Raw genomic sequence first — 14,410 nt, forward strand, 5'->3', positions numbered from 1 at the left:
GAAAAACGGCTCCTCATGAGTTCTTCCAGGATGAATGCGGTTCAGCAGGCCTGTTCAGTCAGGGGCGCGGAGGACGATGGCTTGCGTCGCAGACCGTCTCCCCTTCAATGAGAACGCAACCGGATTGCGCCGCCAGGCAGCCGAGAATCTGGTTCGAACCGGCTGAACCGGCGTGATAGTGGTATGGCAAGCCTTCGGCTTCATGCCCGTGACACGCATCGAGCCCTTCGGCGGCATGGCCGTCGGCCAGCAAATGCGGGAAAACAGCGTGGCCGTCCATCGCGATGCCGATCTGGCCGCCATGTGCCTTCACGGCATCGCTTTCGAGCGGGCCGAGCGTCGTCTCCACGCCGGAAAGGCAGTCCGTCACGGCATGGTAGTGATAGCCGACATGCGGGTTCACATGACCGCCGCAATCGTCGAAGGGTGCGATCGTGTGCGCGCCCAGGATCGCATCCAGCGGGGCCGGCCCGTCAAGTCGGACGCCGTTGAACGCAACACCCGAACCGGTCCGGTTCGTGGGGGCCGGTCGTTCGGCGGGAACCGGCTCCAGCGGAATCACATAGGTGATCGTCGCGTCTTCGGGCATGTATTCCGGCAGGCATTGAACGCAATAATTCTGATACGCCGGGTCGACATCGGGGCGTGCGGCCGCCTGGCAGGCTTCCAGCGTGCCGGTGAACCGCACCGCGCCCGTGTCGGCGTCGAAAAGCTGCCAGCGCGTGTCGCCATAGGTCTCGGCGAGGCTGGCGATGAAGGCGCCATCCACGTCCACGGTCTCGCCGTCGAGGAACCAGATGCCGCCCGCATCGGCGCCGTCCGAGATGTTCGAGGGGCACCATGGTCCTGGCGTGCGGTCCAGCGGGTTCGGACGCACCGTGATGGAAAAGCAGGTCGTCTGCGTGCCGCCTGACAAGGTGCATTCGACCGGATCGGGACCCTTCACGACATCCGCGGTCTTGAAAAAACCGGCGATGCGGGCAAGGTGCGCGTCGGCCGTTTGCGCAGACGCCGGGCTTGCCGCCAGGAGGGTTCCGGCGAGCAAGGCCGGTACCAGAAACGTTACCGGATTCGCAAACATGGTTGGTCCCTCGATTTGTCCAGAATGCAATGCAGGCATCTTGTCGCCATCGAACATATAGTATATTAACTGTTAGCATGCAAGATAATCAATATCAGTTCCACGGTCTCCTTCACAGCGCAGACCTCGTCGAGACGGAGTTGCGCCGGAAACTGGCACCGCTCGGCATCCAGCCCCGTCAGGCCCGCATCCTCGAGGCGATGGGCAGGACCGGGGCCATTTCGCAGGCCGAACTTGCGACGGCGTTCGGGGTCACTTCCGCGAGCATGAGCACGATGACGGACCGGCTTCTGGCCGCCGGATACATCACGCGTACGATCGACCCGGCATCGCGCCGGCAAAACGTGCTGGAATTGACAGAAATTGGGCGAACTCTCCTTGCCGGGATCGGAGAGGCCTGGTCGGAGGTCGACTCCACCATCGGGGACGTTCTCGGCAAGGATGCAGGCACGCTGTTCGATCTTGCCCGCCGGTTGCGCGACGGGTTGGGCGGTAATGTTCCGGGCGCACGGAACAGCAGCAGCGATACTGACAAATCCGATTGAGCGGCGTCCATCGCATGGTTGGGGCCGCGTGCATCAAGATTGAGCCGAAGCAATGCGGCGGACGAGTCGGTAATTGGAGCGACTACCGACACTGAGTCAGCCAGGCCCGGGAGAGCGGAGGGCTGATTCCGGGAACAGGGCCGCCCGGGTGGCTATTCGGATCGATAGCACTGACCTCCACAGTTCGGTCATCCTGCCACCCGGCTCTGCTGTGCATTGCGGATCAAAGCAGTCAGGCGAAAGAAGCCGTGTGCCATCTTGGTAAAGGGTGTCAGCAGAAAGAAACTGAGAACAGCGCCCAGGTGCAAGGCCAGGAGAACCGGCATAGCCGGGGTTGCGCCAAGGACATAAAGTGCAAGGCCACTGAGAGCAACAAACCCAAGCAATGCGATAAATCCTAGATCACCGCTCCACGCATTTCTGTCACCGAGTTCCCGTTCAGAGCGCAATTTCAAGACCGCCATCCAGACACATCCGACGGTCAATGACAGACCGCCCGGGACTCCCAGCATCTTCGGGACGGACCAGAGTGGATAAGGTGCAGGCTGGTCCAGGAGGTAGTGCATCAGTGTTCCGGATGCGGTTGCCGCAAAACACAGAAGGAAACCGTACATTATGGCCTGGTGCGCATAGCGGCGACCGTGCGAAAAGCGGTCCTCGTCTTCGAAATTGCAGCCGTCGCCATGACCGGCCGCCAGGTCCTTCATGCTGGCCGCGGTCTTGACGGCGGAGACGATATCCCGGACGTGCAGCCGGCCACCGCCGACTGATTTCCAGTATCTCCTCAGGCTGACCGCGATGCTGGCGAGCGGAAATACAAATGCGGGCAGGAAGATCGCTACCATCGCATTGTGGGACAGAACGGCATAAAATCCGTCTCCGGCGGTGGACCCGATCATGCGGATTGCCAAAAACAGGATCGCAAATCCGAGGACCGAGGCGATTGCGATCGCGCCGCCATGCGTGTGAAACCGGCGTGCCAGCGGCGCGGGCCAGGCATGGCTTTCCCAACTGTCGCGCCGGACTTCGGCGAGTGCCTTGGGAAGGTTCAGGTCGAATTCATGTGGCGCGGTGTACTGGCAGGCATAATAGCATCCCCGGCAGTTGTGACAGAGATTGGCCAACTGCGTGATGTCCCCGTCCAGAAAGGACCGTTGGCGGTGGAGCGCGGGGAAAACCGAACAATACCCTTCGCAATACCGGCAAGCGTTGCAAATTTCGGCCTGGCGGCGCGCTTCCTGAACAAGATCAGTTTGCATGGGCTGCGGCCTCCCGGCCCGCGATGCGTCCGAAGACTGTGCCGATGGTCATGCCGAAGCCAGCCAGATATCCCTGGCCCAGAATGGATCCGGCCATGGTTTCACCAGCGGCCCAGAGGTTCTTGACCGGGCCGTTTCTTGTGCTGCACTGAGCATTTTCGTCGACCTTCAAACCGAGATAGGTGAAGGTCACGCCCGTGCGCAGGGAATAGCCGTAAAACGGCGGTTCGGTGATCGGGCGGGCCCAGTTGGTTTTGGCAGGCGTGATACCGGACGTTGCAACCCCGTCAAGTTCGGTTGGACGAAAAGCTGATGTATCGCCGCAAGCGGAATTGAAGTCGGCAATTGTCGAGCGCAACTTGCCGGCCGGCAGACCCATTTGAGCCGCGAGGTCGTCAATCGTATCGGCTTTCAGCGGCGGAAAAACAGATGGCATGAACAGATCCAGAGACTTGGCATCAATGATGGCAAATCCAACCTGATCCGGCTGCGCAGCGACCAGACGGCCCCAGATGGCATAGCGTTTCGGCCACACATCCTCGCCTTCATCATAAAAGCGGTCGGCGTTCTTGTTGACGACGATGGAAAACGGCACGCAGTCGAGCCGGGTAACAATGCCGCCGTCATATTTCGGCGCACGTCCATCGATGGCAACGGCATGGCATTGATCGGCGTCGCCGACCGACCGCACGCCCTGGTCAAGCAAATCCGCCAAAACCACGCCACGGTTATAGGGCGTCCCGCGAATGAGAAAGTTCTGCGCAGCAGGGCCCCAGGCCCGTGTCAGCCAATCGATATCCGCCTGAAAGCCGCCCGAAGCCACAACCACCGACCCTGGAGCGACCTGCCTCGTTTCACCATCATGGGTATAGTCTATCCAGGCAATCCGGTCGTCCCGGATCTCCAGATGTGTGACCTGGGCTTCATAGACGACATCCACCCCCAGCTTCGCAGCGGTGCGGTAGTAGGCATTCACCAGGGACTTGCCGCCGCCCATGAAAAACGCGTTGGTGCGTCCCAAAGACAAGGTTCCCGAAAGAGATGGCTGAAAGCGAACCCCGTGGTCCTGCATCCATGGCAGACATTCCTCGGAACGTCTTATGGCCAGGCGGGCCAGATCCCTGTCGGTCTTGCCTCCGGTAACCTTCATCAGGTCAGCGAGGTATTCGTCTTCGCTGTAGTCATCGACCAGCGGACCCAGTGGCCCCTTGTGCATGCAGCGGAAATTGCGGGTATGGCGTGAGTTGCCACCGCGATAGGGCTTGGGAGCGGTTTCGAGGATCAGCACCTTCGCGCCGGTCTCAGCGGCCGTGATCGCCGCGCACAATGCCGCATTCCCGCCGCCAATGACCGCGATGTCGTATTGGGTGGTCATAACTCTTTCCTCTCCGGGAAAAAGTATCAATCCGGCTTTGATTTGACCAATGACGGATTTTCTGAAATTGATGCGTTATGCGCATTAAATATGATTTCAGCGACCTTGAAGCTTTTCTGGCCGTCAAGGAGACCGGATCATTTCACCAGGCAGCCGACCGGCTGAACCTGTCACAATCGGCTGTTACCCGCCGGGTTCAAAAGCTTGAAATGGCACTGGACAGTGTTCTCTTCGATCGAACCACACGGGAGGTCAAACCGACGCTCGCGGCCAAACGTCTGCAAGCGCGCGCGGAAGCTATTCTGGAAGACGCCCGGGAAACCACGCGATCCATGCGCGATGCGAGCGTCGCTTCCTCTCATCAGCGGGGCGCTGTCATGACCGTCGCGATTGTCCCGACGATCATCGGGCGATTGCTTGTCCCGGCAATCCGTCTCTTTCGAAGCGCGGGTCATGTCACCCGGATTCGCCTGCTTGATGGAAGTGCGAACGAAGTGGCCGAGACCGTCGCCGGCGGAGATGCCGACTTCGGGCTCTGTTCCATTCCGATCCTGGAACCGTCGACGGAATTCGACCCGCTTTTTGACGACAGACTTGTTCTGGTCATGCCTGCCGACCACATGCTGGCTGAGCGAGAAGCCGTTGGGTGGACCGATCTGGAAGGCATGACGCTCATCTTGCCCGCGCGGGGCACCGGCAATCGTCTTCTGATCGACGATGCCATGGCCCAAGCGCGCCTCCTGATGACCTGGACCCACGAAGTCAATCGCTCGACAACCGCGCTTGAGCTGGTCGAGGCGGGGCTTGGCGTGGCGCTCTTGCCGCACTCGGTACTCAAATCAGTCACCACGGAAAGCATCGTGGCACGTGCCTTGAAGGCCCCGGAAATCATCCGTCCGATTGGGTTGCTGACTCGCATTGGTCAACGCGACACGCCTGCGATTACCGCACTCAAGAGCGCGATCAGGGCTTCTGTCTAGCCACTCTTCGCCCCGACGTCATGTTTCAGCCGTCGTGCCGGACATCCGGATTGATCATGTGAATGGGGGCACCCTCTTCATAGGCATTCACCTGATCGAATATGTCCGCAAACTGCAGGTCAAATTCATCTTCGGTGACGAAACCGATATGCGGTGTCGCGATGAGATTGCGGTGGGACAGCAAAGGATCAGCCGGATCCGTTTGTGGTTCCGCGTCGAATACATCGATGGCCGCGGTGCCCGGGCGACCCTTGTCCAATGCGCCCAGCAACGCGCCCGGTTCAATCAGGCCCGCACGGGAAGTGTTCACGAACACCGCGCCGGATTGCATGCGCGAGAGATCCTTCGCGGTGATGATCCCGCGGGTCGCGGGCTTCAAACGAACATGGACCGACACGACATCACTGCCGGCAAAAAAGGCGTCACGGCTATCGGCAATGATCATGCCATCGGCTTTTGCTCTGGTTCGCCCCTCCGCCGACGACCACCAGACAACATCCATTCCAAAAGCTTCGGCATAACCAGCCACGGTTTTCGCGATCCGTCCGTATCCGTAGAGCCCCAAACGGCGCCCGCGCAGCGTCTTTCCGACACCCATCTGCCATTGACCGGCCTTGACGGAGGCCATCTGGGCGGGCAGTTGCCGCATCCCGGCCATGATCAGCGCCCAGGTCAATTCAGCGGCCGCATAGGAAGGTGTGCCGGCGTGCATGTTGGAACACAGCAGAACCTTGTGATCATTGCAGGCCTCGACATCAACATGCGGATAGACGCTGCGCTGGCTGATCAGACGCAGATTGGGCAACCTCTCCAGCAAGGTTCGGGTCACTTTCGTGCGTTCGCGGAACAGGACCAGAGCCTCGGCGTCCTTGAGACGCCCGGCGAGTTGCGCTTCATCCGTGACGTGGTCGTTCCAGACGGTCACGTCGTGCCGGCTCAGCCTTTCAAAACAGGACAATCCACGAAGTGTGTCGAACCAGTCGTCGAGAATATGAACACGCATTGCGCTGTTTCCTTGCGAGGCAGCCGAAGAACTCCCTGCTGAGGGGACTTGTCCGAAAGCCCGTCATTCAGTGGGACAAAAGGACCGGAATCGGAGTGTTCTTGATAACGCGCGCGGTCACGCCGCCCAAAAAATCCTCACGAAACTTGGAATGTTCATAAGCGCCCATGACGAGCAGGCAAGGATCTTTTTCGCGGCAATAGGCCAGGATCGCACGTGCGGGACCTGGGGCTGACCCAATCACTTCGTGAGTGGCTTTGACATCATGGCGCTCCAGATGCTCCATCAGTTCGGAAACCGGACGCGGAGTCGTTTCGTCGCCCAGTGTCAGAACCGTGACCCGGCCCTGATCCTCAAGCAGACCAAGGCTGTCAGACAGCGCCCGGGCGGAAGCCCGGCTGCCGTCCCAGGCAATTGCCGCATGTGCATGACTGACGTCGGCGTCATGCCCCTCCGGTACAATCAGGAGCGGGCGCCCACTCATGAGCGCGATGCGATCCGGGTGCAGAATGACATGTTCGTCGACATCTTCCGCGCGGTCCTGCCCCAGGATCAACAGATCAAAGCTGCGGGCACATTCCGAAAGGACGGCATCCACCCGTCCGGCTTGCCGTCTGAAATGCAGACGATCGCCAAGACCAAGTCCGTCCCGCAAGACCTCGAACCGTGCCTCAATCCCATCAAGGATATCCGCATTCGCCTGTTCCAGTATTTCACGCGCCCTGGCGGGCACCCAGGTCGCGCGGCTGTCGATGATCTCGTGTTTGGAATGGGCCAGAAGAACCGTGACATGCGCTGTGTCGCGCGCGAGAGAGGCGGCGTATTTTAAAGCAGAAACCGCACTGTCAGATCCGTTGAATGCAACAAGAATATTGCGAATGCTCATGCGTGCGCCTCCTCTCCGGTCCGGCTCCGGCTTGGGATGTATACATGGCCGTCGGCCAGTTTTCGTGCCGTGCGAACCAGACCCGCGGAAATCAGCGTGAAGCCGTTTTCAGAAGTAAAATCGACAAGGACCTCGATTTTACCCGACGGATGTTCCAGAACAACTTCAACCGGACTGACCGAAGGTCGCGTCAGCATGCCGTCGGCGACAGACCCGGGTGTGAGCGCGCATGCAGCCAGGCACTGCGCTCCCGTTACCGCCATGGTCGGATGTGTGTTCCATGGCATGAAGTAGCGGGCTGCGATGGTCCCCCCATCTGAAGCTGGTGCCAGCAGTCCAAACTTGGGCGTGACAGACCTGGCGACGTCTCCCATGCCCATGAGCTTTCCGGCCTTGATCCGGATCGGTTCCATTCGATCGAAGAAGGCACGATTGTCATCCAGTTCCTGCGAACTCTCATGCCCGGTCAGGCCGAAGTCCTTTGTACGGGCAATCACCACCGGCATTGCCACATCCATGCAGGTGACCTCGATACCGTCAATGACGTCTCGCAAGTTGCCGGTTGGCAAAAATGCGCCGGTCGATGATCCCACGACGCCCATGAAAGACAGCAGGACGGGCGCTGATGATCCGGGTGACCCTGCGATCTCCGTATCGCCGTCATAAGTGAGATTGCCGCCCGGGGTCCGCACCTTGGCGATAACCCGCGCGCCCGTATTGACAGCACGGATCCGGATATCCGTTTCATCGCCTGTGGGCGAGATCAATCCCATTTCGATTGCCGCAGGTCCGACGCCGGACAGGATATTGCCGCATGTCGGTTTGAAGTCGACCAACTGATCCTCGACGGAAACTTGCGCAAAAAAGTAGTCAATATCCGCCCAGTCATCGTCAGACGCGGACAGCATGGCCACCTTTGTGGTGACGGCGGCGCCGCCGCCAATCCCGTCGATATTGAGAGGGTGGCCCGACCCTAGTGCGGCAATGAGAACCTGCGCCAGATCATCCAGGTCCGTCGGCAGGTCCTCCCGGCGAAAGTAGGGGCCACGGGAGGTTCCACCACGCATGAAGATGTACGGAATAGCTGTCTGGGTCATTTCAACGGCCACGGCAGGTCAACCGCTCCCTGCAAGAGCCCTGGAGGAAAGTCCCGGTTCAGCGCACCGGCCATCAGGCACATGAAAACAATGCCGGAAATCGTCAGGACCAGCGTCATGACCCAACTTGAACCGGCACGTACGCGCAGGAACGTGACCAGAAAACCGGCCAGCGCCAGAATAAATCCGACAAACCAGGTGGCGGCGATCAGGGCGCCGAACCATGCAAGCGTCGACCACAAGCCGTACGGAGCATCGGCATCTTCGCCCGCGATTTCCTTGTCGGCGAAAATCACGTCACGTTCCGGCCTGCGCATCATCTGGATCAACAGGATCAGGCAGCACAGCAAGGCTGCTCCTCCGACGACCAGCGGAATGACCTTGTCGGTCATGTTGTAGTCGGGGATCATGCCGGCGTTGATCAAAGCGAATGTCAGATAGGATGCGATAACGAGAAGAAAGATCAGCGGAGCCCGCTTGGATCCGGACTCGACTTCTCCGTCCGCCATGATCGTTTTCGCCTGACGGATGCCGAGGACAACCGACACCACGGTGACGATGATGAGAACGATCACGATCGGACTGAAGATGTAGTCGAACCCGTCCTCAAAGCTTTTCCGGAACCTGAAATTCGCGATCTGGAAGGCCTGGTTTGTGAATTTCTCAACCGGGTTCGACAAGACAAATCCGATGAGAAACGCAGGGCGGGACCAGTCGAAGCGGCGCAGGAATATGCCGATCAGGCCGATGACGCACAGTGCCAGAAGGTCTTCAAAATTCTGACCGGACTGGAACGCCGCAAAGCTGATCAACATGAACAGAAACGGCGCAAGGTAGGTAAAGCGGATGGTGGTCAGCCTGGCGATCCCGCCCGACGCGGCAATGCACAGGATTGTTCCCAGAACATTTGCCAGCGCCAGCAACCAAACGATCGAATAGGTGATGTCGAGATTGCTCTTCAGCATTCCAGGGCCGACTTCGATGTCACCCGAGCCCAGCAGAGCGACGGCGCCGATGAAGATCGCCATGGATCCCGAACCCGGGATGCCGAACAGCAAGGTCGGGACGAGACCGCCGCCTTCCTTGGCATTGTTCGAGCTTTCCGGACCGATCACGCCGCGGACCTCACCCTGGCCGAAGCCTGATTTGTCCCTGGTTGTTTGAACCGTGTGCCCATAGGCGATCCAGTCGACAACAGATCCTCCCAGGCCCGGAATAATCCCGACGACCACGCCAATGATCGAGCATCTGACTGAAAGCCAGATATTGGCGAACCAGTCCCTGACACCCTCGGCCCAGCCGGCGCCGAGGCTGGCGCCCTTCGCGATCGAACGGTCCTGCCGGAGCAGGGACACGATCTCCGGAATGGCAAAAATGCCCAGGCCGACGATCACAAGTTTCAGACCATCCGTCAGATAGGGAATGTCGTAGGTCGCCATGCGCAGGCTGCCACCGGCATCAGCCTCGCCAATGGTTCCGACCATCAGGCCCAGTCCGGCGGCTGCCAGCCCCTTGAAGGCGATGCGGCCCGCCAAAATGGCGACCATGGACAGGCCCAGGATGGTGATCATCAGCATTTCGGGCAGGCCGAATGCCAGGACGATGGGGCGGGCAACCAGAATGAACACCGTCAAGAACGTTGCGCCAATCAGTCCGCCAAACAGCGAAGAGGCGAATGCCGCGGACAGAGCCCTTGCAGCTTCTCCCTTTTTCGCCATCGGGAAGCCGTCCAGCACCGTTGCCTGAGAGGCGGACGAACCGGGGATGCCCATCAATACGGACGCAAAGGTATCGGATGTCGGTACAACCGCGACCATGCCGATCATGAGCGCCAGGCCCAGAATTGGGTCCATGCCGAACATGAAGGGAAGCAAAAGAGAAAGACCGGCAATTCCACCCAGACCGGGAAAGACGCCGACAGCCAGACCCATGACGACCCCAAGAAACAGGTAGCCCAGGACAACAGGTTGAAGGATCAGGGCCCACGCGTCGTTGAGCGCAGGGAGAGCCGTGGCGAAAACCTCCATGGGAAGCCGCCTTTCATTTTTGCAATGTCAGAAGAATCCGGTGCGCGACCGTGGCCGATGAGGCCAGTCGCGCACCAGGACCGGGACCTATTTCAGCTCGACGCCGTAAGCTTCCTTGAGCCAGTTGATGACGTAAGCCTTCGCCTCATCGGGCACATTTGTCGCGGTCCCAAGCGCTGTCAGCGCGTTTTCCCCGGTGAAGACCGGATATTTGCCGACGCGCTTGGCGGATATGTCAGCGAAGTTCTGATCCGCAACAACAGCCTCGAACGCGGCGGTGTAGGTGTCGATCACATCCTGTGGTGTACCGGCAGGCAGGAATGCCAGTTTTTGCACCGGGAACCCGGCGACGAAAAAGGCTTTCCAGGCGTCCCAGGCCTGGCCGGAGGTTTCACACCCGTCGGTCGCCTCACAGACTTCCTTGAAAGTCGCGATTTCCGGGAATGTCGGATCACGGACAATGTTGCCGTCCCCGTCAAGCGCGCCCCATGTCATCATCGGAACGGCTTTGCCCTGGTCGACAAGATAAACACCGCCCTTCAGGTAACCGGACGAGGTCTGGTAGTCGATGGTTGCTTCGCCGCGTTCAAACATCAGCCGGCCATCGCCGCGGCCCTTGATGCCGAAAACCGGTTCAACGTTCATGCCGAGCATTTGCCAGGCCAGAAGAGGAACCAGGTCGAGACGGGTCGCGCCTTGCGAACCGTAGATGAAGTCGGTGTCTTTCAGGGAATTCGCCGAACCGTCGAATTTGGCGCCGGCTTCGGCGTTCAGATAGGCGACGCCGCCGGTTCCCGATGCCATGACCGGATTCCAGTCCTTGTATTCATAGCGAACACGCGGGTCATCAAGCAGATAGGGAAACTGTGTGGACCCGGATGAGCCGAACAACAAGGTGCCATCGTCATGCTTTTGCTTCTGGAACCAGTTCGCGCCTTTGGTCGAGCCTGCACCGGGCATGAACTTGACGACAATGGTCGGCTTCCCGGGCAGTGCGTCACCCAGCAACGGCGCGAAGAAATTTGCCCATTTGGCGGATCCGCCGGTTTCGGAAAACGGAATGATCCATTCAATCGTCTTGCCGGAAAAATCAACTTCGGCAGATGCGGGAGCTGTCATGAACGTTGTTGCAAATAGCCCCAAGGCAGCATTGCGCGTAAAGTTTGAAATGGTCATTGGATCCTCCCTGTTGACCAGACAAACACAGGGACGTCCTCATCGCCACTGTTGAATGTCACATGAAAATGGGGATTGATTCCCCTTTCAATCGGCGGATCATTGAAAGCCAACCTTGCAACAAGCTTGCAGAAGTCAGGAAAAATGAGAATCGCAATCATCGAGGACAACAAGGCTCTCGCCAGTGCCATCGCGTACCGTCTGCGTGACCGGGGGCACTCGGCGGACGTCCTGCATGACGGCGATCAGGCCGATGTCTTTCTGTCTCAGGACGGGGCTGACCTCGTGATTCTGGATATCAATCTGCCCGGGCAGACCGGGCTTGATGTTCTAAGGTCTCTGCGGGCTCGTGCCGACAGCACTCCGGTTATCTTGCTGACCGCGCGGAGCAATACCAGTGACCGGGTCCTCGGACTGGACATGGGTGCGGACGATTATCTGGTCAAACCTTTTGAAATGGACGAACTGGAAGCCCGCGTCCGTGCGCTTTCCCGCCGCAAAAACCTGGATTACGGTGTCAGTGAAATCTTCGGTGGTCTGGAGTTCAACCGCACGTCCAGGCAGGTCCTGGCAGACGGCGTTCTGCTGGAAATCCCCCGACGGGAACTGGCCATTCTGGAATGTCTTCTGGAGCGGCGCGGACGCATTGTCTCCAAGTCGCAGCTCACCAATCATGTCTATGGTGTCGGCGCCGACGTTGACGATACCGCTGTCGAGCCGCATGTGTCACGATTGCGCCGTCGTCTGGAGAAGCATGCCGTATCGATAAAGACCGCCCGCGGCCTGGGATACATGCTTGAGGCCAAAGCATGAGGCACCGTTCGGCATCACTGCGTATCAGACTGTTTACGCTGATCCTCTTCCCCCTTGTCCTGATGGCGATCTTCATGGGGTACTGGAGGTTCACAGTCGCCCAGCATACATCCGAAGACCTGTTCGACAGGACACTGTTGTCGGCCGCCATGGCTATTTCCCGGGATGTGGCGATATCGGATGGCGACGCCTTGTTGCCATCCACCCGGGACTTGATCAGGGACGTTTCCGGCGGCGAAGTCTTCTACCACGCGACTGGACCTGGCGGGATCTACATAACTGGCTACGCATATCCTCCGACGGTCGCCGGCAAAGCGGCAACGGACAAATACGCGCCGAAGTTTTTCAAGGCGAGTTACCGTGGTGAAGAGGTTCGTGTTCTCAATGTCACGGAACGTGTGACAATCGAAAACCTGACCGCGGATGCGACCGTGACTGTCTGGCAACGCCTGGCCGATCGTCAGGCGTTCACGAACCAGCTGGCCGTTCAGGCGGCGACGATCATAGGTGTTCTTCTGGCGACGCTGGCACTTGTGGTCTGGTTCGGTGTGGGGCGGGGCCTGCGTCCCCTGCTTGACCTTCAAGATGCAATCGCCATCCGGTCGACAAGCGATCTCAGCCGAATACGCCGGCCGGTTCCCGCAGAAGTTCAGGGGATCGTTCTGACCCTCAACCGCCTGTTTGAACAACTGGAAACAAGCATCAAGGCGCAGCAGGTTTTTATCTCGGATGCGGCCCACCAGCTTAGAAATCCGGCGGCGGCTGTTCAGTCGATGGCGGAGGCGGTGCGGGATGCCCCGACAAAGGAGGACCGCGATTTCAGGACAACCGAGCTGGTGAGCGCCGCACGGGCGTCCGCGCGGATAGCCGACAAGCTTTTGTCACTGGATCGGTTGCAACAGTCGGTCACGCCCATGGCACCCGAAGAGTTCGACCTGAGTGAACTGGTTCGCGACATTTGTGCGGATATGGGGCCGAGCATACTGGCACAGGGTATCGAGTTCGAACTTCATTCTCCCGATGAGAAGGTTCCGGTCTGCGGTGACCGTGTTTTTGTAGCCGAGGCCATCAAGAACCTCATCGACAATGCTCTCAAGCACGGCGGCGAGGCATTGAGCTCCATCAGTGTTCGATGCTCACGTGAAGGCTCGGCAGCGCATGTCACTGTCGCCGATGACGGCAGGGGGCTTTCGCCGGATCAGCGCGAAGCCGCGTTCGGCCGGTTTTCTCAAGTCGAGCCCTCCGACGGAAGTGGCCTTGGTCTGGCGATCGCTGTGTCCGTCGGCGAACATCACGGAGGATCGCTTGTGATCAACCGTGTCGACAAGGGTGCGAGCCTGACGTTGACCTTGGAATGCAACGTCTAAGCGGCCCTGCATTCCGGTTTGGTTGATCTTGCGGCAATTGTCCGGTGCCGTGACGGTTGTCTGAAGGTCGTGTTTCGTATCGCGCGGATTTTCGCGTGTCACGTCACCCGGGTACTCCTTCCTCGTCCCGCCCCAACCGTTCCACATCCCGCGCCATGCTGTCGGCAAGGTCCGTCAGTGCGGCGGGATCGCCGCCCAGGTGGGCTTCCACCCTGAGGGCGGTGATATTGGCCTGATAGCGGCGGGCGAGGCGGTCGGGGTCGGCGCCGGGAGGGAGTTCGCCGTTCTCCCGGGCCTTGCGGAAGAAGCCGGCGAATTCGGACCGCATGCCCTCGAAATAGGCTTGGGCCCGCTTCAAGACTGCGCCGTCTTCGGCCGTGGTGTCCAGAAGGGTCTTGACGATCATGCAGGCACGGTTGTCAGGTGGCCCGCCCGCCATCGCGCCATGGCTCCGCAGGTGATCCGCCAGACCGCCCAGAACGGTGTCCGCTACGGCCATCTGGTCCCTGACGGACTGGCGGCTGGTCAGAAAATACCGCTCCAGACCCGCCAGAAAGAGAGCTTCCTTGCTTTTGAATGCGGCATAGATGCTGCCTGGCTTCATGGCCAGCGCGGCCTCCAGATCCTTCAGGGAGGTGGCGTGATAGCCCTTGCGCCAGAACAGGTCCTGGGCCGCGTCCAGCGCTTTTTCGCGGTCATAGGGTTGAGCTCGTTTCATGGGTCAAAAAATAGGGCCTTTCTGCCGGAATGTCTCGTCTCGCAAATGTGGGGCGCACTCACATTTGAGTGATTGCTCAAACA

13 protein-coding genes are annotated in these 14,410 nt (G+C 59.6%); 4 read left to right on the forward strand and 9 right to left on the reverse strand.

The features are described from left to right. Nucleotides 1-58 precede the first annotated feature (58 nt). On the reverse strand, nucleotides 59-1,081 hold the full coding sequence (locus tag AC0VX3_RS02645) for a YHYH protein (protein WP_475523411.1): 1,023 nt from the start codon (nucleotides 1,079-1,081) through the stop codon (nucleotides 59-61). Nucleotides 1,082-1,158: 77 nt separating this feature from the next. On the opposite strand from AC0VX3_RS02645, the gene AC0VX3_RS02650 reads away from it, so the two are divergent. Then, entirely contained in the window at nucleotides 1,159-1,626 is a 468-nt protein-coding gene (locus AC0VX3_RS02650) for a MarR family winged helix-turn-helix transcriptional regulator (RefSeq protein ID WP_475523412.1), read from the forward strand. 188 nt (nucleotides 1,627-1,814) lie between these two features. Here AC0VX3_RS02650 and tcuB read toward each other — a convergent pair whose 3' ends face one another. Together tcuB and tcuA are read right to left on the reverse strand one after the other, a co-directional pair. Continuing rightward, the gene (gene tcuB / locus AC0VX3_RS02655; RefSeq protein ID WP_475523413.1) at nucleotides 1,815-2,885 is read right to left on the reverse strand and encodes a tricarballylate utilization 4Fe-4S protein TcuB; all 1,071 of its coding nucleotides are present in this window, start codon (nucleotides 2,883-2,885) and stop codon (nucleotides 1,815-1,817) included. After that, nucleotides 2,875-4,260 carry an FAD-dependent tricarballylate dehydrogenase TcuA gene (gene tcuA / locus AC0VX3_RS02660; RefSeq protein WP_475523414.1) on the reverse strand — a complete coding sequence of 462 codons (1,386 nt, stop codon included), beginning with the start codon at nucleotides 4,258-4,260 and terminating at the stop codon, nucleotides 2,875-2,877. Before tcuA ends, tcuB begins: the two co-directional genes overlap by 11 nt. 77 nt (nucleotides 4,261-4,337) lie before the next feature. On the opposite strand from tcuA, the gene AC0VX3_RS02665 reads away from it, so the two are divergent. Next, complete coding sequence (locus AC0VX3_RS02665; RefSeq protein ID WP_475523415.1) at nucleotides 4,338-5,240, forward strand: LysR family transcriptional regulator; 903 nt, start codon at nucleotides 4,338-4,340, stop codon at nucleotides 5,238-5,240. 25 nt (nucleotides 5,241-5,265) lie between these two features. Here the strand turns inward: AC0VX3_RS02665 and AC0VX3_RS02670 are convergent, their stop codons facing one another. The 5 genes from AC0VX3_RS02670 to AC0VX3_RS02690 all read right to left on the reverse strand — a co-directional run bounded on the left by AC0VX3_RS02670 (nucleotide 5,266) and on the right by AC0VX3_RS02690 (nucleotide 11,372). Next, the gene (locus tag AC0VX3_RS02670) at nucleotides 5,266-6,243 is read right to left on the reverse strand and encodes a D-2-hydroxyacid dehydrogenase family protein (RefSeq protein WP_475523416.1); all 978 of its coding nucleotides are present in this window, start codon (nucleotides 6,241-6,243) and stop codon (nucleotides 5,266-5,268) included. Between the two features lie 67 nt (nucleotides 6,244-6,310). Then, a complete protein-coding gene (locus tag AC0VX3_RS02675; RefSeq protein WP_475523417.1) occupies nucleotides 6,311-7,129 on the reverse strand; it encodes a universal stress protein in 819 nt (272 codons plus the stop codon). Beyond that, entirely contained in the window at nucleotides 7,126-8,226 is a 1,101-nt protein-coding gene (locus tag AC0VX3_RS02680) for a 4-oxalomesaconate tautomerase (protein ID WP_475523418.1), read from the reverse strand. The genes AC0VX3_RS02675 and AC0VX3_RS02680 overlap by 4 nt, the downstream gene beginning before the upstream one ends. Then, nucleotides 8,223-10,253, reverse strand: coding sequence for a tripartite tricarboxylate transporter permease (locus AC0VX3_RS02685; protein WP_475523419.1), 2,031 nt, complete (start codon nucleotides 10,251-10,253; stop codon nucleotides 8,223-8,225). Before AC0VX3_RS02685 ends, AC0VX3_RS02680 begins: the two co-directional genes overlap by 4 nt. A gap of 87 nt (nucleotides 10,254-10,340) precedes the next feature. Further along, nucleotides 10,341-11,372, reverse strand: a complete 1,032-nt coding sequence (locus AC0VX3_RS02690; protein ID WP_475523420.1) for a tricarboxylate transporter — start codon at nucleotides 11,370-11,372, stop codon at nucleotides 10,341-10,343. Nucleotides 11,373-11,573: 201 nt separating this feature from the next. On the opposite strand from AC0VX3_RS02690, the gene AC0VX3_RS02695 reads away from it, so the two are divergent. Together AC0VX3_RS02695 and AC0VX3_RS02700 are read left to right on the forward strand one after the other, a co-directional pair. After that, on the forward strand, nucleotides 11,574-12,242 hold the full coding sequence (locus tag AC0VX3_RS02695; RefSeq protein WP_475523421.1) for a response regulator transcription factor: 669 nt from the start codon (nucleotides 11,574-11,576) through the stop codon (nucleotides 12,240-12,242). Further along, the gene (locus tag AC0VX3_RS02700) at nucleotides 12,239-13,609 is read left to right on the forward strand and encodes a sensor histidine kinase (RefSeq protein ID WP_475523422.1); all 1,371 of its coding nucleotides are present in this window, start codon (nucleotides 12,239-12,241) and stop codon (nucleotides 13,607-13,609) included. Before AC0VX3_RS02695 ends, AC0VX3_RS02700 begins: the two co-directional genes overlap by 4 nt. A gap of 103 nt (nucleotides 13,610-13,712) precedes the next feature. Here the strand turns inward: AC0VX3_RS02700 and AC0VX3_RS02705 are convergent, their stop codons facing one another. Beyond that, nucleotides 13,713-14,327, reverse strand: coding sequence for a TetR/AcrR family transcriptional regulator (locus AC0VX3_RS02705; RefSeq protein ID WP_475523423.1), 615 nt, complete (start codon nucleotides 14,325-14,327; stop codon nucleotides 13,713-13,715). Nucleotides 14,328-14,410 lie beyond the last annotated feature (83 nt).

The sequence above is a fragment of the Roseibium sp. QJM3NY_11 genome (genome assembly GCF_056173175.1).

Excerpts from the sequence above, each read along its gene's own strand:
- AC0VX3_RS02675 (WP_475523417.1), bottom strand. The coding sequence starts at position 7,129 with ATGAGCATTCGCAATATTCTTGTTGCATTCAACGGATCTGACAGTGCG.
- AC0VX3_RS02645 (WP_475523411.1), bottom strand. The coding sequence starts at position 1,081 with ATGTTTGCGAATCCGGTAACGTTTCTGGTACCGGCCTTGCTCGCCGGA.
- AC0VX3_RS02695 (WP_475523421.1), top strand. The coding sequence starts at position 11,574 with ATGAGAATCGCAATCATCGAGGACAACAAGGCTCTCGCCAGTGCCATC.
- AC0VX3_RS02670 (WP_475523416.1), bottom strand. The coding sequence starts at position 6,243 with ATGCGTGTTCATATTCTCGACGACTGGTTCGACACACTTCGTGGATTG.
- AC0VX3_RS02690 (WP_475523420.1), bottom strand. The coding sequence starts at position 11,372 with ATGACAGCTCCCGCATCTGCCGAAGTTGATTTTTCCGGCAAGACGATT.
- AC0VX3_RS02650 (WP_475523412.1), top strand. The coding sequence starts at position 1,159 with ATGCAAGATAATCAATATCAGTTCCACGGTCTCCTTCACAGCGCAGAC.
- AC0VX3_RS02705 (WP_475523423.1), bottom strand. The coding sequence starts at position 14,327 with ATGAAACGAGCTCAACCCTATGACCGCGAAAAAGCGCTGGACGCGGCC.
- AC0VX3_RS02665 (WP_475523415.1), top strand. The coding sequence starts at position 4,338 with ATGCGCATTAAATATGATTTCAGCGACCTTGAAGCTTTTCTGGCCGTC.
- AC0VX3_RS02700 (WP_475523422.1), top strand. The coding sequence starts at position 12,239 with ATGAGGCACCGTTCGGCATCACTGCGTATCAGACTGTTTACGCTGATC.
- AC0VX3_RS02685 (WP_475523419.1), bottom strand. The coding sequence starts at position 10,253 with ATGGAGGTTTTCGCCACGGCTCTCCCTGCGCTCAACGACGCGTGGGCC.
- tcuB (WP_475523413.1), bottom strand. The coding sequence starts at position 2,885 with ATGCAAACTGATCTTGTTCAGGAAGCGCGCCGCCAGGCCGAAATTTGC.
- AC0VX3_RS02680 (WP_475523418.1), bottom strand. The coding sequence starts at position 8,226 with ATGACCCAGACAGCTATTCCGTACATCTTCATGCGTGGTGGAACCTCC.
- tcuA (WP_475523414.1), bottom strand. The coding sequence starts at position 4,260 with ATGACCACCCAATACGACATCGCGGTCATTGGCGGCGGGAATGCGGCA.